The following is a 19,221-nucleotide window of genomic DNA, read 5'->3' as shown; positions in this document are numbered from 1 at the left end:
GATGCCCCTGAACCATGCCTCAGCCGACCGCGACACCGTGGCGAAGGTGCTCGCCGCCGTGCGCGCCGAGGGCCGCAGCGCCCTGACCGCGCCCGAGGGCAAGCGGATCGCCGACGCGTACGGCATCGCCACCCCCGGCGAGGCCCTGGCTCACGACGCGGACGAGGCGGTGGCCCACGCCGGCACCTTCGACGGGCCGGTCGTTCTGAAGATCGTCTCCCCCGACATCCTCCACAAGACCGACGCCGGCGGGGTGGTCGTCGGTCTGCACACGGCGCAGGAGGTGCGTGCGGCGTTCGAGCGGATCGTCGGCAACGCCAAGGCGTACGACCCGAAGGCCCGGATCACCGGTGTGCAGGTGCAGCAGATGCTGCCGCCGGGCCAGGAGGTCATCATCGGGGCGGTCACCGACCCCACCTTCGGCAAGGTCGTCGCCTTCGGCCTGGGCGGGGTGCTGGTCGAGGTGCTCAAGGACGTCACCTTCCGGCTGGCGCCGGTCGCCGAGGACGAGGCCGCCTCCATGCTGGACTCGATCGGGGCGGCCGAGATCCTGCGCGGCGTGCGCGGCGCGGCCGCGGTGGACCGCGGGGCGCTGGCCGAGCAGATCCGCAGGGTCTCCCAACTGGTCACGGATTTCCCGGAGATCGCCGAGGTGGACCTCAACCCGGTGATCGCCACGCCCGAGGGCGCGCTCGCGGCCGACATCCGCGTGATCCTCGCCGAGAACGCGCCGGCCCCGCGGCCCAGTTACAGCCGTGAGGAGATCCTGACGGCGATGACACGGCTGATGCAGCCACGCTCGGTGGCGGTGATCGGCGCGTCCGCCGAGGCCGGCAAGATCGGCAACTCGGTGATGCGCAACCTCATCGACGGGGGGTTCGCGGGCGACATCCACCCGGTCAACCCGAAGGCCGACGAGATCGCGGGCCGCAAGGCCCACGCCTCCGTCCTGGACATCCCGGGCGAGGTGGACGTGGCCGTCTTCGCGATCCCGGCGAAGTTCGTGCCCGCCGCGCTGGAGGAGGTCGGCGCCAAGGGAATCCCCAACGCCGTCCTGATCCCGTCCGGGTTCGCCGAGACCGGCGAGCACGAACTCCAGGAGCGGATCGTCGCCATCGCCCGGGAGCACGGCGTACGGCTGCTGGGACCGAACATCTACGGCTACTACTCGCCGTGGCAGGACCTGTGCGCCACGTTCTGCACGCCGTACGACGTCAAGGGCCCGGTCGCGCTGACCTCCCAGTCCGGCGGCATCGGCATGGCGATCCTCGGCTTCGCCCGCACCACCAAGACCGGTGTCTCCGCGATCGTGGGTCTCGGCAACAAGTCGGACATCGACGAGGACGACCTGCTCACCTACTTCGGCGAGGACCCGAACACCAAGTGCATCGCGATGCACCTGGAGGACCTCAAGGACGGCAGGGCGTTCGTCGAGGCCGCCCGCGAGACCGTGCCGAAGAAGCCGATCGTGGTGCTCAAGGCCGGGCGCACCTCGGCCGGGGCGAAGGCCGCCGGCTCCCACACCGGGGCCCTGGCGGGCGACGACGCCGTCTACGACGACATCCTGCGGCAGGCCGGCGTCATCCGCGCGCCGGGCCTGAACGAGATGCTCGAGTACGCGCGGGCGCTGCCCGTCCTGCCCACCCCCCAGGGGGAGAACGTCGTCATCATCACCGGCGCCGGCGGCTCCGGCGTGCTGCTCTCCGACGCCTGCGTGGACAACGGGCTGAAGCTGATGGAGATCCCGGACGACCTCGACGAGGCGTTCATGCGCTACATCCCGCCGTTCGGCGCGGCCGGGAACCCGATCGACATCACCGGCGGCGAGCCGCCCTCCACCTACGAGGCGACGATCCGCCTCGGCCTGGAGGACCCGCGGGTGCACGCCCTGATCCTCGGTTACTGGCACACCATCGTCACGCCGCCGATGGTCTTCGCCGAACTGACCGCGCGCGTGGTCGCCGAGGCACGGGCCAAGGGGATCCACAAGCCGGTGGTGGCCTCACTCGCCGGGGACACCGAAGTGGAGGCGGCCAGCGCCCACCTCTTCGAACACGGCGTCGTGGCCTACCCCTACACCACCGAACAGCCGGTGGCCGCTCTGGGCGCCAAGTACCGCTGGGCCAGGGCCGCCGGACTGCTTCCGGCCGACGGGTGATCGCACGGCGGCGGTCCGCGGGTTGACCCGACGGTCTCTCGACGGGCCTTCGACGGGGCTTTCTACGGTCAGGGGGCGCCCCCTTCACGGTGGCGCCCCCTGACCGTTGCCGCCGGGCGATGCGGCTCTCAGCTCATGCCCGCACCGCCCGGTGTCACTCCTCGGAGCCGGCGTGCTCGTGGTAGGTGACGCGGGTCTGCTCCGTGTGCGCCCGCATCAACTGCTGCGCGCGCTGCTCGTCACCCGCCTCGATCGCGTCGATCAACTCGCGGTGCTCGCGCCAGGAGTGCTCGCCGCGGGTCCGCGCGATCGGCGTGTAGAACCAGCGCATCCGGCGGTCCACCTGCGCGGACAGTTCGGCGAGCACGGAGTTCGCCGCGAGTTCCATGACGTACGCGTGGAAGGCCGCGTTGGCGGCGACCACCGCGTCGATGTCGTCGGCCCCCAGGGCCCGCTCGCCCTCCTCGCACAGCGCGCGCAGCCGCGCCGGCGCCTCGCCTCCGGCACCGGCCGCCGCCAGCCGCGCCGCCTCGGCCTCCAGCAGGCCGCGTACGACGAGCAGTTGGTCGGCCTCGTCCTCGGTGGGCTCGTGCACGAACGCGCCCTGGGCCGGGCGCAAATCGACCCATCCCTCGGTGTTGAGCCGCTGGAGCGCCTCGCGCACGGGCTGGCGGGAGACCCCGAGCTGCCCGGCGAGCTCGGTCTCGACCAGGTGCTGACCGGGCTTGAGCACTCTGGTGATGATGAGTTCGAGGAGGGCCTCGTAGACCCGCTCACGCAGCGGCCCCGGCCGCTCCAACTTCGGCACGGTTCCGCTCGGCAAACCCGCGGACAGCATGGCTTCCATCCCCTGATCAGCGGCCCGACCGAGCCTGGGAGTGAGATTGACTTTCGTCTACAGTCTACCGACGCACCACCACTCCCAGGACACACACGGACTGTGACCCAGTTCACATCACCCGGCGTCCCCTGCGCGCCGGTCTCCGGGCCACCGGAACGGACGGTCCGCCGCGGCGCCGGCGGAAATATCACGGAGCCGGGTGAGGTTGGGCGTGGCGGCATCGACTGCGACGACTGGAGTTCACGTGACCCGTTCGTTCCTCTTCCTCCTCGCCGGCGCCCGACCGGACGGCAACACCGAGTCACTGGCCCGGGCCGCGGCGGAGCAGCTGCCGAGCGACACCGAACAGCGCTGGCTGGAGCTGGCCCAACTGCCCTTGGCCGACTACGTTGACGCCCGGCACTCCGACGCGCCCTGGCCGCAGCAGGAGAACGAGGAGCTGCTGCGGCAGGCAACACTCGCCGCCACCGACATCGTGATCGCCTCCCCGTTGTACTGGTACTCGATGTCGTCGTACGCCAAACGCTACTTCGACTACTGGTCGAAGTGGCTGACCACCCCGGACCCGGACTTCAGGACGACGATGCGCGGACGCACCCTGTGGGGCGTGACAGCGATGGCACACCGTGAAGAGGTGGTCGCCCAGCCACTGGTCCACACGCTGCACCACACCGCCGCTTACATGGGCATGCACTTCGGCGGCGTTCTGCTGGGCAACGGCTCCCGGCCAGGGCAAGTAAGCGCCGACGAGCGAGCGGCCATGCGCGCCAAGACGTTCTTCGCCCAGGAAGCGTCACTCGCTCGCTTCCCCTTTGAAGCGTGACAGATCCACCCGCCTTGGGTGCGGACCGTGACGGACCGCCCCAGATGCCACGCTTTGCTGCCCCACTCCTGCGGAGGGCTTGGCCTTGAGCAGGCCCGCGCCAATGATCAAGGCGGTCAGCGCGAATCCGGCGGCGGCCAGGAAAGCCACGTGGTAGCCGCCGACCAGCGATTCAGCCTCGGTCTTCCCTGCGGCGGTGAGGCTGTTCGTACGTGCGCTGACGAAGGCGCTCAGCACGGTCAGACCGATCGCGCCCCCGATCTGCTGAGTGGTGTTGAACAGTCCGGAGGCGATACCGGACTCGGCCGGGGTAACCGCGGACATGCCGAGCCCCATGACGGCCGGCGCTGCCAGGCCGAAGCCCAGCCCCATGACAAGGCCGGCTGGGAGGAAGTCCACCAGGTGGACGCCGTTGACGCGCGAGAACGACAACATGACGAACGCTCCCACGATGAGGGTGAGCCCCAGGAGAAGCATCGCGCGCCGGCCGAACCTGATGACGAGTCGGGTGGAGAGGCCGAGGGACACCGCCGCGATCACCACGGCGATGGGCACGAACCCGATACCGGCCTGCAGCGGACCGTACCTCAGCACACGCTGCAGGTAGAGCGTGCCGAAGAACAAGAGGCCGAACATGCCGGCGATCAGCAGGAACTGAACGATGTTTGCCACCGCCAGACTCCGCGAGCGGAAGATCCTCAGCGGCAGCAGCGGCTTGGCGGCCGTGGCCTGGCGGACGACGAACCCGATCAGCAACAAGAGGGACAGAGGACCGAGCAGCAGAGTCCGGGCCGCTCCCCAGCCGACCCGCTCCGCATCCACGATGGTGTACACCAAGAGCATCATGCCGACCGTGACCAGCAGGGCTCCCAGGAAGTCGGTGCCCTTGCCCATCCCCTCACCGCGGTCTTCGGGGAGCGCTCGCAGGCCGACCAGAACGAGGGCGACGCCGATCGGTGCGTTGATGAAGAAGATCCAGTGCCAGCTGAGCAGATCGGTGAGGACGCCGCCGAGCAGTGGCCCCACCGCGCCGCCGCCCGCGGAGGCGAAGCTGTAGGCGCCGATGGCCCGTGCCTGCTCGCGACGATCGGAGAACACGATCGCGACCATGCCGAGGATGCAGGCGGAGGCAACCGCTCCACCGATTCCCTGGAGGAAGCGGGACGCAATCAACACAGTGTCGCCGGCCCCGACACCGCACAGCACCGAGGATGCGCTGACGAGCGCGATTCCCACGAGGAACACGGCCTTCCGTCCGACCAGGTCACCGAGCCGTCCGGCCAGCAGCAGGAGTCCGCCGAACGGGATGACGTAGGCGTTGACCACCCAGACGAGGTCCTCGGAGGAGAGTCCGAGGTCACGCTGCACCGCGGGCAAGGCCACGTTCACGATGTTCTGGTCCAGGACGATCATCATCTGGCCGACGCAGAGCAGGGCGACGGTCAGCCATGGCGATGTACTCGCCCGTGCGTTGGGCAGAGGCATGTTCGAACCTCCCTTTGGAGCACCGAGCTGGAACGCTCCGTCGAAGGCATCAGCCGACGGATGCTCACCTTGAACCTGCGCAGACTTGAACGTGACGGCCTGTTGACGAGGACGGTTCATCCCACCGTGCCGCCGAAGGTCGAGTACAGCCTCACTTCCATGGCGCGTGAGCTGTCCTCCTCACTCACCGGCCTCGTGGAATGGGCCGAGCGGCATCGCGGCGCCATCGCCCAGGCTCGAGCCGCCTACGACGCCACGGCAGCGGCGGCGACGCGGGCCGGTCAGTCGCCCATAGCGAGTTCGCGCACGGTTGGCGGTGAGGCATCGAAGCCGCCGCGGGGACCGATACCTTCGACCTGATCTGATCGACAGCGCGCTGGATACCTCCGCATGAGGCCATCAAGCAGCGAGGTGCGTCCATGGACGGGGAGACGAGCTCTTGACTCTGGGGACCGGGCCGGCGAAGGGTGCCCCGCCACTTGTCGCCAACGGCCGGCAGCCGGCATTCGAACTCGACGGACTGCACAAGGAGTTCGGTGAATACACGGCGGTCAAGCAGGTTCGTCTGACGGTGGCACCGGGCTCGTTCTACGGGCTGGTCGGCCCCAACGGCGCGGGCAAGACCACCAGCTTGTCGATGGCGGTCGGGCTGCTCCGCCCGGACGAGGGCCGCGCCCGGGTCTTCGGCGTCGACGTATGGGCGGAGCCCGAGCGGGCCAAGGAGCTGATGGGCGTGCTCCCGGACGGTCTGGCACTGCCCGAGCAGCTCACCGGCCGCGAACTGCTCACCTACCTGGGACGGCTGCGAGGGCTCGACAAGGAGACGGTCGCCGCGCGGGTCGACGAGCTGCTCACCCTGTTCGAGCTGAACGGTGACGTGGAGCGGACCCTCGTCATCGACTACTCCACCGGCATGCGCAAGAAGATAGGGCTGGCCACCGCTCTGCTGCACGGCCCGAAGCTGCTCGTTCTCGACGAGCCGTTCGAGGCGGTCGACCCCGTCTCCGCCGCAATGATCAAGCGGATCCTCAACCGCTTCGTGGCGTCCGGCGGTTCGGTCCTGCTGTCCAGTCATGTGATGGCCCTGGTCGAGCAGCTCTGCGACACCGTCGCAATCATGGCCAAGGGGGAGGTCGTGGTCGAGGGCCCGGTGGCGCGGGTCCGCGGCGACAGGACCCTGGAGGAGACCTTCGTCGAGCTCGTCGGCCACGCGTCCGGCGGCGGGGAAGGGCTGTCGTGGCTGTCGCACTGATCCAGATGAAGCTCGCCGTCACAGGGCGGAACCTCACCGGGCCCCGGGCCAGTTGGGTCTTCGGTGGCGCGGTGGTCGGCATGATCCTGGCCGGAGGCACCGTCGCCATGGCGACGGTTCATGCCCAGGAGCCGGGAACAGTCCGGGACCTGCTGGCCGTTGTGTTCGGTATCTGGATGCTCGGCTGGATGCTGGGCCCCGCCTTCACGGGACAACCGGTACTGCGTGCCGAGCAGTTCGCGTTGCAGCCCATCCCACGCCGCAGACTGGCGATCGGCCTGCTCGGCTCCGCGTTCGTCGCGGTCACCACCGTCGTCTCACTGGTCGCGTTCGCCGCGCTGCTTGTGTTCGGCGTCCGGCTGGGTACCGTGCCGGCCCTGGTCGCGGTGCCCTGCGTGCTGCTTCAACTCGCGGTGGTGGTGCTGCTGTCCCGGCTGATGGGGCGCCTGTTCGGTGCACTGTCCCGCTCGCGTACGGGGGCGGCCATCAGCGCGGTGCTCAGCGCGGCGATGCTCGTGGTGAGTTCGTCCGGCTGGATCGTGTTCATCGCCCTCGACTCCGTCCTCGTGACCGGGTTCTCCAGCGGTTTCTCCACCGTGGTCCGGGCCCTGCCGTCCGGCTGGGGCGTCGTCGCGGTGGAGGCGTCGGCCCGATCGGACTGGACGATGACGGCAGTGGCGTCCACCGGTCTGGTCCTGCTCCTGGTGCTGCTGTGGCTGATCTGGAACCGCTCGCTCGGCCCGGTCCGATGGGCCCGGCCCACGGTGCGCGGCTCCGCGCCGGACCGTGCGGCGCCGCGCGGCTGGGCGGCGACGAGCGCGACGGGCGCCGTGTACCTGAAGGAGCTGCGCACCTGGACGCGGGACCCGCAGCGACTCCAGGGCCTGATCGTGCCGCCCGTCTTCGCGGTGCTGAACTGCCTGGTGCCCCTGGTGTTCGACTCGACCGTGTTCCTGCCGTTCCTGGGCACGGTCACGGCCCTGATGGGTGCGGCGACGTCCGCGAACCTGTACGGCCAGGACGGCACCGCGATGTGGCTGACACTGCTCATGCCGGGCAGTGAGCGGGCCGATGTGCGGGGCCGGCAGCTGGCGTGGCTGGCTCTGTTCACACCGATGACCCTGGTGCTCACGGCGGTGGGCATCGCCGTGGCCGGCCAACCCGACCTGACTCCGTGGGCGCTGACCGCGACGTTCGCGGTCCTGGGCGGCGGGGCGGGCCTGGTGCCGCTCGTCGGACTCGACCAGCTGGCACCCGGTGCGGATCCGCGGGCTGCCAAGAACACGCCGATGGACCACTCGGACGTCGCCGGCCAGGCGTTCGTGATGCTGTTCCAGACGCTGGCCACGGCGGCGCCCGCGCTGGCCGTGGTGGCGGCGGGCAAGGTGCTCGACAACCCGTCGCTGGTGTGGGCGGGGATACCGGTGGGCGTCACCACCGGTTTCGTGGCGTACCTGGTGCTGGGCCGGGCGGCGCACGAGAGCCTGGTCAAGCGCGGCCCTGAACTGCTGTACCTGATGCAGCGGGGCAAAAGGCAGCAGGCCAAGGCGGGGCAGGGCGCATCGTTCGTCAAGTCGATGCCCAGGCACCGCCGGCAGCTGCTGTGGAGCAGCTTCCTCGTGGGCTGCATCGCACTGTTCCCTCAGGCGCTGGTGCCCACGCTGATGAAGCTCTCGGGGAACGTGGCCGCCCTGTGGTTCCTGGCCCTGCACCTGCGCCCCGAGTGGCAGTGGCCGGTGATCTTCCTGATGTACGGGATCGGAGCCCTGTCCTTCGCGGTGTCCGCGCTGATCGTGCTCACCGAACTCCGCGCGGCCCGCACCCGACCCGGCCCAGGAAAGCCCTGATCGGAGATGCACGGTCGAAGGGGCCGGCAGGCCGTGCCGCCGGCCCCTTCCGTCATGCCGCGAGGGCGCTCCGCAGTGGGCGGCGCGGTGCGGCCGGGGTGTCCGCGGGGCCGACGCGGTAGGTGGTCCTGGTGGAGTCGACGAGGGGCTCGCCGAGCGTGATCCGTCCGCTGGAGTGCAGCATGTCGCACAGGTCGGTGGGCAGCGCGACGTAGCAGCTTCCCCGGCCGGTGCGGGGGTCGAACGGCTGCCAGTAGCTGTACCTGCGACGTCCGCCCACGTGCACGGTGAGGAACACCAGCGTGCCCGGGTCGGAGATGATGCGCAGAAGGTCAGCACCCGTGGGGCTGAGGGGGGCGGCACCGGCACGGCTGTGGTGGTGCAGGACGACGGCGTGGGCCGGGCCGGGTATGGACTGCATCAGCGGTGGCCTTCCTCGAGGCTGGGACTGAAGATCACTTACCCAGCTCGGGCGATGTTGATCTCTCTTTCCCGCGGCATTTTCCAGCATGTCACTGACAATGCGGCGGCGACACGCCGCACTTGACGCCCGGTCGGCCACGGCGCGCGATCACACGACGGCCCCCGAAGGACGCGGGGCGGGAACGCCCCACCCCGCGAATCCTTGCCAGTGCCTCTCGACTCGGGGATACTGAATACAGTATTCCCGAAGCCATTCGTGACGTTCAGGGAGGATCCCGATCATGACCAACGCTTCCGTGCCGGAAACAGGGCTGGGGGACGCTGACGATCCGGCCGCTCTCACCGACGGGATCCACCTGGTCGTCGAGGCGCTCAGGCGCAACGGCGTCAAGAACATCTACGGCGTCGTCGGCATCCCGATCACCGACCTGGCGCGCGTCGCACAGGCATCGGGCATGCGCTACATCGGCTTCCGCCACGAGAGCGACGCCGGACACGCGGCGGCGGCGGCCGGGTTCCTCACGAAGAGGCCGGGCATCTGCCTGACGGTCTCCGCGCCTGGCTTCCTCAACGGACTCGTGGCCCTCGCCAACGCCACCACGAACTGCTTCCCCATGGTCCAGATCTCCGGGTCCAGCGAGCGGCACCTCGTGGACCTCCAGCGGGGCGACTACGAGGAGATGGACCAGCTGGCGGCGGCGAAACCCTTCGTCAAGGCGGCCTACCGGGTCCACCGGGCCGAGGACATCGGCCGCGGGGTGGCGCGCGCGATCCGCACCGCGGTCTCCGGACGCCCCGGAGGGGTCTATCTGGACATCCCGGCCGCGGTGCTCGGAGAGGTCATCGACAAGGAGCAGGGTGCCGCGTCGCTGTGGGAGGTCGTCGACCCCGCACCACGCCAACTGCCCGAACCCGCCGCTGTGGACCGCGCGATCGAGCTGCTCGCGGGCGCGGAGCGGCCCCTGGTCGTCCTCGGCAAGGGCGCGGCGTACGCGCAGGCGGACGACCAGATCCGGGAGTTCGTCGAGACGACCGGCGTGCCCTATCTGCCCATGTCGATGGCCAAGGGCCTGCTGCCCGACGACCATCCGCAGTCGGCGGCCACCGCCCGCTCACTGGCCCTGCGCCGGGCGGACGTCGTGATGCTCGTCGGCGCGCGCCTGAACTGGCTGCTCGGTCACGGCGAGGCACCGCAGTGGGACCCGTCCGCCACGTTCATCCAGGTGGACATCGCGGCCACGGAAATGGACAGCAACCAGCCCATCGCGGCCCCGCTCGTCGGCGACGTCGCCTCGGTGATGGAGGCCCTGGTCGAGCGGAGCAAGCCCGGCCGGATCCCGGCCGCGCAGGAGTGGCGGGAGGAACTCGCGGCACGCTCCGCGCAGAACGCGGCCAAGATGGCCAAGCGCCTGGAGGCCGCGAAGACCGCGCACCCGATGAAGTTCCTCGGCGCGCTCCAGGCGATCCGCGACGTCCTCGGCGAGCACCCCCGGGCATACGTCGTCAACGAGGGTGCCAACGCGCTCGACCTGGCGCGGAACACGATCGGCATGCGGACACCGCGCCACCGGCTGGACAGCGGTACCTGGGGTGTCATGGGCATCGGCATGGGCTACGCCATCGCCGCCGCCGTCGAGACCGGAGACCCCGTGGTCGCCATCGAGGGCGACAGCGCCTTCGGGTTCAGCGGCATGGAGATCGAGGCCGTCTGCCGCTACCACCTGCCCGTCGTCACCGTCGTCCTCAACAACAGCGGCGTCTACCGCGGCGACGAGGCCTCCACCTCCGCGGACCCGGCGCCCACCGCCCTCAAGGCCCGCCACGACCTCATGATCCAGGCGTTCGGCGGCAAGGGCTACCAGGCGACGACACCCGACGAGGTCGCCACCGCCCTGCGGGAGGCCCTGGCCTCGGGCGCGCCGGCGCTCATCGACTGCGTGATCGACCCCTCGGACGGGACCGAGAGCGGCAACATCGCCCACCTCAACCCCAAGGGCATCACCGTCCAGCGCCCCTGAAAGAACGCCGCCGCACCCCGGTGCCGACCCGCACCCCGGCGGGTCGGCAGGGGGATCCTCGGCCCGACTGTTTCGCGACCACCAGCCGGATCACGAGCGGAGCCGGAATCGGCGCCCGCGCCTGCGCCTGCGCCAGTACCGTGGCTTCGCATGACCGACGCCGAGATCGAGATCACCGCAGACCTGGTCCATGACCTGTTGCAGGAGCAGCATCCGGACCTGGCGGGGCTGGCCATCCGCGAGGTGGCGGGCGGGTGGGACAACCAGCAGTGGCGCCTCGGGGACGAGTTGGCCGTGCGCATGCCGCGCACAGCACGAGCCCCGGACCTCCAGCGCAAGGAGCGCCGATGGCTGCCCGTCCTCGCCCCGCGCCTGCCGCTTCCCGTCCCGACCCCCGTCCGGACAGGTGAACCGTCCGCGCGCTTCCCGAAGCCCTGGACCATCATGACGTGGGTCCCCGGCGAGCCACTGGACCAGTCCTCCATCAGCCGCGGCGACCACGCGGCCGCCACACTGGCGGGCTTCCTCAAGGCACTCCACGTGGAGGCGCCCGAAGACGCGCCGATCAGCGAGGACCGCGGCGACCATCCCAAGAAGTGCACGGACGGCTTCGACCACTTCCTCGACGCCGCTGTTCCCGACGACCTCGCCGACGAGGTCCGGGCCGTGTGGGACGACGCCGTCGCCGCGCCCGAGTGGCAGGGCCCGCCGGTCTGGGTGCACGGCGACCTCCATCCCGCCAACGTCGTCGTCTCGGACGGGACGCTCTCGGGCGTGATCGACTTCGGTGACGTGTTCGCCGGCGATCCGGCGTGGGACCTCGCTGCCGCCTGGGTCGTCCTTCCCGCGGGCGCCGCCTCGCGCTTCTTCGACGCGTACGGGCGTGCGGACGAGGCGACGATCCGGCGCGCCCGCGGGCTGGCCGCTCTGAAGAGCCTGTTCCTCATGCTGATGGGCCAGAGCGGAGACCGGGGCCTTCCCGGCGGCAAACCCACATGGGGACCCGCCGGCCGGGCAGCGCTCGACCGCGTGCTGAGAAGCGGTTCGCGCTAGTACCGCGGCGGGCAACGTTTGCCCCGTCAAGGAGCGGCGTCCGGTGCGTGCTCTGGGGGTCCCCCCTGCTCGAAGAGCTTGGGGGAGTGCCGGCCGGAAGTCCTCGTACTGGATGTACTCGGGCTTTCGGCCGGTGCGGCGAGTGGGGGTCCCCCCTGCTCGAAGAGCTTGGGGGAGCGTGCCGGGCGTCGCGACGGGGCAAACGTTGCCTGTCGCGGCACTAGGCACAGGGTGTGGGTCCGTCGGGGTGGTTGTGCCGCGTCGGCCGGTCCGGCCGGTGCCGTTGGTGGAATACGGCTCGGGACACGCGACCCGGTCTTCGGGACCCGCGACCCGATCCGACGCCGAGGCACCGGTCCGGCACAGCGAGGAGTGAAGGCTCATGGCAGTGTGCGAGGTCTGCAACAACGACTACGAGTTGGCGTTCGAGGTACGCGCGCAAGGCGCCGTCCACATCTTCGACAGCCTCGAGTGCGCGGCCCAGCGAATCGCCCCGACCTGCGACAACTGCGACTGCCGCATCCTCGGCCACGGCCTTCAGGCCGACGGGCGCTTCTTCTGCTGCGCCAACTGCGCACGCGTGCGTGGAGTCGCGCAACTCGTCGACCACGCCTGACCGCCCGGCGGGGGGCGGGCCGGCCGGCGGCGTGCTCCTCGGGCCTGCCCGGGGCGCGCGCGGCCCCGGGCGTCACGCCCGCTTCGGGTCCGGGCGGTCGCGTGCCGCCCGGCCACTACTGTGGGGGTATGCGCGACGGCGTGGTCACGCTGTTCCTGTGCGGCGACGTGATGCTCGGCCGCGGCGTCGACCAGATCCTCCCGTGCCCCGGCGATCCGGCCCTGCGGGAGCCCTGGGTCCACGACGCCCGGTCCTACGTCGAACTGGCGGAGGCGGCGTGCGGCCCGATTCCCGCCCCGGTTCCACCTGAGTGGCCGTGGGGCGAGGCCCTCGCCGTGCTGGCGGCCGCCGCCCCGGACGTACGGATCCTGAATCTGGAGACGTCCGTGACCCGCAGCGACACGTTCGCACCGGACAAGGACATCCACTACCGGATGCACCCGGCCAACCTGCCCGCCCTCGTGGTGGCCCGGCCCGACGTCTGCGTCCTGGCCAACAACCACACGCTGGACTTCGGCCGCGCGGGGCTGCTGGAGACACTGGACTCCCTGACCGGTGCGGGACTGCCGGCCGCGGGCGCCGGCCGGGACGCGCAGGCGGCGTACGCGCCCGCCGTGCGCCCGGTCGCGGACGGCGTCCGAGTGCTGGTGTTCTCCCTCGGGATGACGTGCAGTGGCATACCGCCGAGCTGGGCGGCGACGGCGGACCGAGCCGGTGTCGCGTACGTCCCCGCGGCAACGGCGGAGGCGGCCGCGGCGGTCGTCGGGCGCGTACGGCGGGTACGGTCTGCGGGCGACATCGTGGTCGTCTCCGTGCACTGGGGGTCCAACTGGGGCTACCACGTCCCCCGCGAGCAGATCCGCTTCGCCCGCGCGCTGGTCGACGGCGGTGTCGACGTCGTCCACGGGCACTCCTCGCACCACCCCCGTCCCGTCGAGGTGTACCGCGACCGGCTGATCCTCTACGGCTGCGGCGACTTCATCGACGACTACGAGGGCATCTGCGGCTACGAGCAGTACCGCGACGACCTGCGGATCGCCTACTTCCCCTCACTGACGGCGGGCACGGGACGGCTCGCGGACCTGCGCATGGCGATCCTGCGGGCCCGGCGGATGCGGCTGGAGCCCGCCCCCGAGGAGGACCGCGCATGGCTGCGGGCGGCACTCGGCCGGATCAGCTCGGGCGTGGCCGTCACCCCGGAGCCGGACGGCACGCTCCGGGTGGCACGGGCGACGACGACCGCGCAGCAGCCGTGAGCGTGCGGCGCCCCGGACGCACTGCGCGCCCCACCGCAGGTGATCGACCCGCGTCCGCGCCGGCCTGCCTCGGCCGGGCACCGGACGTACCGTCGGACCCATGGACGAGATGCCCCGGCGCATCGACCCGTCGACGGACCGGACCGCGGCGGCGCTCCTGCTCGGCTGTCGACCCGAAGAGGTCGGCTACTGTCCCCGCTGCCACGGACTGACCCACCGCTACGGGCGTGACGCCCACGTCCTGTGCCCGGCCTGCGAGGCGGCCGCGACCGCGCCCCCCGAACGTTCCTCCGGCTGACTCAGCCGTGCTCCTTCTGCCGGGCGGCGAGGGCGAGGAGGAAGAGCCAGATCTCGCTGACGGTCGGAAAGCAGGCGACGGCGTGCCTGAGCCGCTTGAGCGGTACCTCGCCGGCGACCGCGACGGTCGCCGAGTGCAGCAGTTCGCCGACCCCGGGGCCGACGAAGGTGACTCCCAGGAGGACGTCGCGGTCGAGGTCGACCACCAGCCGGGCGTGGCCCTCGTAGTCGTCGGCGTAGAGGTCGGCGCCCTGAGCCGCGTCGAAGTCGAGGTCGACGGTGCTGACGCGGTGTCCGGCGGCGGCCGCCTGTTCGGCGGTCAGACCGACGGAGGCCGCTTCGGGGTCGGTGAAGAAGACCTGGGGAACGGCGTGCCGGTCGGCGGTGGTGGCGTGGTCGCCCCACTCGGCGTCGTCGAGCGGACGGCCGGCGGCGCGGGCGCCGATGGCGTCGCCCGCGGTACGGGCCTGGTACTTGCCCTGGTGGGTGAGCAGGGCGCGGTGGTTGACGTCGCCCAGGGCGTAGAGCCATGCGCCGTCGACACCGCGGACGAGGCAGGTGGTGTCCACCTCCAGCCAGGAGCCGGGGGTGAGGCCGACGGTGTCCAGGCCGATGTCGTCGGTGGCGGGACGGCGGCCGGTGGCGAACATGACGTCGTCGGCCTCCAGTTCGCCGCCGTCGTCGAGGGTGAGGGTGACCGGCCCGGTGGGATCGGGGCGGCGCACCGCGGTGACCTGCGTGCCGATCCGTACGTCCGCGCCCGCCCGGGTGAGCCCGCGTTCGATCAGCTCGCCCGCGAAGGGTTCCATCCGGGGGACGAGGCGACGGCGGGCGAGCAGGGTGACCCGGGAGCCGAGGCCCTGCCAGAGGGTGGCCATCTCCACGCCGACTCCCCCGCCGCCGACGATGGCGAGCCGGGCCGGCACGGTGCTGGAGTCGGTCCCGGTCCGGTTCGTCCAGGGCCGTGCCGCGTCGATGCCGGGGATGTCGGGCAGCGCCGCCCGGCTGCCGGTGGCGAGGGCGACCGCGTGCCGGGCGGTGAGGGTCTGCCGCGCGCCGTCGTCCCGGGTGACGGTGACCCGCCGGGGACCGTCGAGCCGGCCGTGCCCGCGGAAGAGGTCCGCGCCGATGGACTTGACCCCCTCGGCCTGTCCGCTGTCGTCCCAGTCGGCGACGTAGTGGTCGCGGCGGGCGAAGACCCGGGCGGTGTCGAGCCGGCCGGTGACGGCCTGCCGGGCGCCGTCCACACGGCGGGTGTCGGCGACGGCGAGGACCGGCCGCAGCAGCGCCTTGCTGGGGACGCACGCCCAGTAGGAGCATTCACCGCCGACGAGTTCCCGCTCCACGACGGCCACGGTGAGGCCGGCGGCGCGGGCGCGGTCGGCGACGTTCTGGCCGACCGGACCGGCGCCCAGCACGATCACGTCGTACGTGGCGCTTCCCCGGTTCACGCGTGTTTCGGTCATCGGTACCTCGCTGGTGATCATGCGGACGCGGCCCCTGTCGTACATCCCACCTGCGCCCTGCGCCTCACGACGAGCCGCCGTAAGTCCCCCCTTTGGCCGCACCCTCCTCCCCCGCCCCGGCCGGGCCTCCGACCACCTCCCCGGCCCCCGGGTCGCGCACGGCTGCCGCCCCGCCGCCGCCCCGGGTGCGGGTGCGACGGAGGGGCGGCGCCGGGGAGCTGGAGAACGGGCGCGGGTCGGGTGGGGTCAGTGGAAGGCGCCGCTGTAGGCGTTGAGGGCGGGCTGGCCGCCCAGGTGGGCGTAGAGGACGGTGGAGTCCTCGGGGATGTCCCCGCGGCGGACGAGGTCGATGAGTCCGGCCATGGACTTGCCCTCGTAGACGGGGTCGATGATCATCCCTTCGAGGCGTCCGGTGAGGCGGATGGCGTCCAGGGTGGACTGGACGGGGATGCCGTAGAGGTCGCCGGCCCAGCCCTCCAGGACGGTGATCTCGTCGTCGCGCACCTCCCGGCCGACGCCGATGAGTTCGGCGGTGTTGCGGGCGATCTTCGCCACCTGGGCACGCGTCTCGTCGATCCTGGCCGAGGCGTCGATGCCCAGCACACGGCGGGGCCGGTCCTGTCCCGCGAAGCCGGCGATCATGCCCGCGTGCGTGCTGCCGGTGACGCTGCACACCACGATCGTGTCGAAGAAGACCCCGAGTTCGCGTTCCTGCCGCTGGACCTCGTAGGCCCAGTCGGCGAAGCCGAGCCCGCCCAGGGGGTGGTCGGACCCTCCGGCGGGGATGGCGTACGGAGTGCCGCCCGCGGCGCGGACGTCCTCCAGGGCCTGGTGCCAGCTGTCCTTGAACCCGATGCCGAACTCCGCCTGGACCAGGCGCACGTCGGCGCCCATGAGCCTGGACAGCAGAATGTTGCCGACCTTGTCGTTGACCGCGTCCGGCCAGTCCACCCAGCTCTCCTGGACCAGGACGGCCTTCAGACCCACCTTCGCGGCGACCGCGGCCACCTGCCGGGTGTGGTTGGACTGGACGCCGCCGATGCTGACCAGGGTGTCCGCGCCCTTGCGGAGCGCGTCGGGGATCAGGTACTCGAGCTTGCGGGTCTTGTTGCCGCCGAAGGCCAGCCCGCTGTTGCAGTCCTCCCGCTTGGCCCAGATGCGGGCACCGCCGAGATGGTCACTGAGCCGGTCCAGCGGGTGGACGGGGCTGGGGCCGAACAGCAGGGGGTGGCGCTCGAAGGACTCGAGGGACATCCGGGGCTCCTTGCGGGGTGCGTCCGTCGTGGGATGTGGGTTCTGCCTGGGTTCTGCAGGGGTCAGCGTGGGGAGGCGTCGCCGCCGGGTCCGCCGTCCGGCTCGTCGGCGTCAAAGCCGGCGAGCGCCGTGTCGAGCAGCGGCAGCAGCGTCTGCCAGTTGGCGCGGGTGGCGGCCACGGCCCCCTCGACGTCCCCGGCCTCGCACAGCGCGATGATCCGGTCGTGCTGGGCGACCGAGCCGCGGCCGCTCAGTGAGGAGAAACGCAGCCTCTCCACCCGCCGCAGCACCGGGGTGAACTGCTCCAGGACGGTGCGGACGGCCGGGTTGGCGCAGGCGGTGACGGCGACGCCGTGGAAGGCGTCGTCGGCGTCGATCGCCGCGTCGACGTCGCCCCGGCGCAGGGCGTCGGCGAAGCGCGCGTTGGCCTCACGCATGGCGTCCAGCTCGGCGGCGGACAGGTCGGGCATCGCCTCGCGGACGGCGAGTTCGTGCATGGCCGCCGTCACCGACTGGGCCGCCCGCGCCGCCCGGACGTCCAGGGGACTGACCATGGTGTAGCGGCCGGGCTTCGTCCGCACCAGGCCGGCCTGCTCCAGACGCGTCAGGGCCTCCCGCACCGGGGTGCGGCTGACGCCCAGCCACTCCACCAGGTCACTGTCGTTGAGGCGCTCCCCCGGTGCGAGCGTGCCGTCGACGATGGCGTCCCGGATGGCCCGGTAGGCGTTGTCGCGGAGAAGTGACCTGGAGACGAGCCCGCGGCTCTGCGGCACTGGCATGCAATATATTGCACGCTGCATGACTGAGGGCTGTCAAGAGTGTGGACCCACGGGCTCCTTCCGCGGCCGGCCGGCGCCACCGTCGTGTGCGGGCTTGTTAGCCCACCTGGCTGGACTGGCGGAGCGGGTCACCGGTCCGCACCGGCTCGCGTGTTTCCATCATCAGCACGGAGGCAAACGACAGGGGTCCGCGGCGGCCCCGGCGCCCGCACTCACCGGGGTGCCGGCCGGCGCGCGCTCCGTCCGCCGTCCCGGAGGGCCGCGCGCACCTCGGGGACCGGGTGCCGCCGCCTCCGTCGTTCTCCCACCGCTCGCCGGGCGCCTTCGCCGGGCCGTGGACACCACCGACGCCGTACCCCGTGCCCCAAAGGAACCGACTGATGACCACGGACAACGAGACGGCCATCTGCCCGTTCGACTTCAGTGAAGCCCTGGAGTTCGACCCCTCCCTCGCGGAGCTGATGCGTCACGACACCCCCACCCGGATCCGGCTGAGCTACGGCGACGCGGACGCCTGGCTGGTCACCGGCTTCGACGCGGTCAAGCAGGTGACCACCGACCACCGGTTCAGCAGGGCGGGCATCATCGGCCGCGACTACCCCCGGATGACGCCCGAGCCCATCGTGTCGCCCGAGTCGATCAACGTGATGGACCCGCCGTACAGCAGCCGCGTACGCCATCTGGCCTCACAGGCCTTCACCCAGCAGCAGGTGGAGAACATGCGGCCCCGGATCGTCCGGCTCGCCGACGATCTGCTGGACGGCATGGAGAAGGAGGGCCCGCCGGCGGACCTGATCCGGCACCTGTCCGACCCGCTCCCGCAGCACACCGTCCTGGACCTCCTCGGCATCGAGCGGGGGGAATGGCCGCGGATCCAGAAGGCGGTGCACCAACTGCTCGTGGTCGGCGCGGACACCAAGGAGGACGCGGCGCGCGCCAAGGCGGAGCTGACGGCCTACTTCGGCGAACTCGTCGCACAGCGGCGCAAGTCGCCCGGCGACGACATCATCAGCGCGATGGCCGCGGCGCGGGACGGCAAGGAGCAGCTGGACGACCGGGAACTGGCGGTCATGACGCTCATGCTGGCGCTCAGCGGCCAGGACACGGCGACCTGCGAGATCAGCGACATCGTGTATCTCCTCCTGACCCGGCCCGAGCTGGCTGAACGGCTCAGGAGCCGGCCCGAGGCCCTGAGCGACGTGCTGCACGAGTTGCTCCGCCACATCCCCTTCCGCAAGGGGGTGGGCATCCCCCGGGTGGCTCTCGAGGACGTGGAGCTGGGCGGTGTGCTGATCCGGGCGGGCGACTACGTCCACGTGTCGTACCTGACGGCCAACCGCGACCCGGAGCGCTACACGGACCCGCACGACATCGACGTCGACCGGCCGAACTGCCCCCATATGACGTTCGGCTGGGGCGGGCACCGGTGCATCGCCATGCCGTTGGCCATGGCAGAGCTCGAAGTGGCCGTCGGGCGGCTCATGGAGCGCTTCCCCGGGCTGCGGCTCGCGGTGCCGCCGGAGGAGGTGCGCTGGGACGCGAAGACGATCCGGCGGTTCCCCCTGGAGCTGCCGGTGGCCTGGTAGGGACGCCCGCCGGGCAGGGCGACGCGGACAGGCGACGGTATAAAGAATTCCTATAACTGGCAGGGTG

16 protein-coding genes and 1 pseudogene are annotated in these 19,221 nt (G+C 71.3%); 11 read left to right on the top strand and 6 right to left on the bottom strand.

The genetic code is table 11. The features are described from left to right. Position 1: 1 nt before the first annotated feature. A complete protein-coding gene (locus ACIHCX_RS32500; protein ID WP_400035895.1) occupies positions 2–2,158 on the top strand; it encodes an acetate--CoA ligase family protein in 2,157 nt (718 codons plus the stop codon). Positions 2,159–2,312: 154 nt separating this feature from the next. Here the strand turns inward: ACIHCX_RS32500 and ACIHCX_RS32495 are convergent, their stop codons facing one another. Continuing rightward, a complete protein-coding gene (locus ACIHCX_RS32495) occupies positions 2,313–2,996 on the bottom strand; it encodes a GntR family transcriptional regulator (protein ID WP_400035893.1) in 684 nt (227 codons plus the stop codon). Positions 2,997–3,243: 247 nt separating this feature from the next. Between ACIHCX_RS32495 and ACIHCX_RS32490 the strand changes: the two genes are divergently transcribed. Next, positions 3,244–3,822 (top strand): flavodoxin family protein, encoded by a 579-nt coding sequence (locus ACIHCX_RS32490; protein WP_400035891.1) that lies wholly within the window; start codon positions 3,244–3,246, stop codon positions 3,820–3,822. Here the strand turns inward: ACIHCX_RS32490 and ACIHCX_RS32485 are convergent. Beyond that, positions 3,793–5,427 carry a DHA2 family efflux MFS transporter permease subunit gene (locus tag ACIHCX_RS32485; RefSeq protein WP_400035888.1) on the bottom strand — a complete coding sequence of 545 codons (1,635 nt, stop codon included), beginning with the start codon at positions 5,425–5,427 and terminating at the stop codon, positions 3,793–3,795. The two genes, ACIHCX_RS32490 and ACIHCX_RS32485, sit on opposite strands and share 30 nt — an antisense overlap. Here ACIHCX_RS32485 and ACIHCX_RS32480 point away from each other — a divergent pair. The 3 genes and pseudogenes from ACIHCX_RS32480 to ACIHCX_RS32470 form a co-directional block, all read left to right on the top strand. Further along, a pseudogene (locus ACIHCX_RS32480) lies at positions 5,329–5,667 on the top strand (winged helix-turn-helix transcriptional regulator); the annotation flags it as partial. The gene ACIHCX_RS32485 and the pseudogene ACIHCX_RS32480 sit on opposite strands and share 99 nt — an antisense overlap. A gap of 85 nt (positions 5,668–5,752) precedes the next feature. Then, complete coding sequence (locus tag ACIHCX_RS32475; protein ID WP_400035926.1) at positions 5,753–6,559, top strand: ABC transporter ATP-binding protein; 807 nt, start codon at positions 5,753–5,755, stop codon at positions 6,557–6,559. Next, positions 6,544–8,406, top strand: a complete 1,863-nt coding sequence (locus ACIHCX_RS32470) for a hypothetical protein (RefSeq protein WP_400035886.1) — start codon at positions 6,544–6,546, stop codon at positions 8,404–8,406. Before ACIHCX_RS32475 ends, ACIHCX_RS32470 begins: the two co-directional genes overlap by 16 nt. Before the next feature lie 52 nt (positions 8,407–8,458). Here the strand turns inward: ACIHCX_RS32470 and ACIHCX_RS32465 are convergent, their stop codons facing one another. Beyond that, a complete protein-coding gene (locus ACIHCX_RS32465) occupies positions 8,459–8,827 on the bottom strand; it encodes a hypothetical protein (protein WP_400035884.1) in 369 nt (122 codons plus the stop codon). Between the two features lie 283 nt (positions 8,828–9,110). Here ACIHCX_RS32465 and oxc point away from each other — a divergent pair, with 283 nt between their 5' ends. The 5 genes from oxc (at position 9,111) to ACIHCX_RS32440 (ending at position 14,070) form a co-directional block, all read left to right on the top strand. After that, positions 9,111–10,847 carry an oxalyl-CoA decarboxylase gene (gene oxc, locus ACIHCX_RS32460; protein WP_400035882.1) on the top strand — a complete coding sequence of 579 codons (1,737 nt, stop codon included), beginning with the start codon at positions 9,111–9,113 and terminating at the stop codon, positions 10,845–10,847. A gap of 150 nt (positions 10,848–10,997) precedes the next feature. Continuing rightward, positions 10,998–11,900 (top strand): aminoglycoside phosphotransferase family protein, encoded by a 903-nt coding sequence (locus ACIHCX_RS32455; protein WP_400035880.1) that lies wholly within the window; start codon positions 10,998–11,000, stop codon positions 11,898–11,900. 382 nt (positions 11,901–12,282) lie between these two features. Then, on the top strand, positions 12,283–12,516 hold the full coding sequence (locus tag ACIHCX_RS32450) for a hypothetical protein (RefSeq protein WP_400035879.1): 234 nt from the start codon (positions 12,283–12,285) through the stop codon (positions 12,514–12,516). Positions 12,517–12,644: 128 nt separating this feature from the next. Then, on the top strand, positions 12,645–13,772 hold the full coding sequence (locus ACIHCX_RS32445; protein ID WP_400035877.1) for a CapA family protein: 1,128 nt from the start codon (positions 12,645–12,647) through the stop codon (positions 13,770–13,772). A 100-nt stretch (positions 13,773–13,872) separates the two neighbouring features. Beyond that, positions 13,873–14,070 (top strand): hypothetical protein, encoded by a 198-nt coding sequence (locus ACIHCX_RS32440; RefSeq protein ID WP_400035875.1) that lies wholly within the window; start codon positions 13,873–13,875, stop codon positions 14,068–14,070. Position 14,071: 1 nt separating this feature from the next. Here ACIHCX_RS32440 and ACIHCX_RS32435 read toward each other — a convergent pair whose 3' ends face one another. The 3 genes from ACIHCX_RS32435 to ACIHCX_RS32425 all read right to left on the bottom strand — a co-directional run bounded on the left by ACIHCX_RS32435 (position 14,072) and on the right by ACIHCX_RS32425 (position 17,568). After that, complete coding sequence (locus tag ACIHCX_RS32435) at positions 14,072–15,535, bottom strand: dihydrolipoyl dehydrogenase family protein (protein ID WP_400035873.1); 1,464 nt, start codon at positions 15,533–15,535, stop codon at positions 14,072–14,074. 246 nt (positions 15,536–15,781) lie between these two features. Continuing rightward, positions 15,782–16,789 (bottom strand): 1-aminocyclopropane-1-carboxylate deaminase, encoded by a 1,008-nt coding sequence (locus tag ACIHCX_RS32430; RefSeq protein ID WP_400035871.1) that lies wholly within the window; start codon positions 16,787–16,789, stop codon positions 15,782–15,784. 62 nt (positions 16,790–16,851) lie between these two features. Then, complete coding sequence (locus ACIHCX_RS32425) at positions 16,852–17,568, bottom strand: GntR family transcriptional regulator (RefSeq protein ID WP_400035869.1); 717 nt, start codon at positions 17,566–17,568, stop codon at positions 16,852–16,854. A 380-nt stretch (positions 17,569–17,948) separates the two neighbouring features. Between ACIHCX_RS32425 and ACIHCX_RS32420 the strand changes: the two genes are divergently transcribed. Continuing rightward, positions 17,949–19,154 (top strand): cytochrome P450, encoded by a 1,206-nt coding sequence (locus ACIHCX_RS32420; RefSeq protein ID WP_400035866.1) that lies wholly within the window; start codon positions 17,949–17,951, stop codon positions 19,152–19,154. Positions 19,155–19,221 lie beyond the last annotated feature (67 nt).

This window comes from Streptomyces sp. NPDC052043, from assembly GCF_044548235.1.
GTDB lineage: Bacteria > Actinomycetota > Actinomycetes > Streptomycetales > Streptomycetaceae > Streptomyces.
Note: the sequence above shows the minus strand (reverse complement) of the source record. Positions and strands in the feature narration are given on the sequence as shown.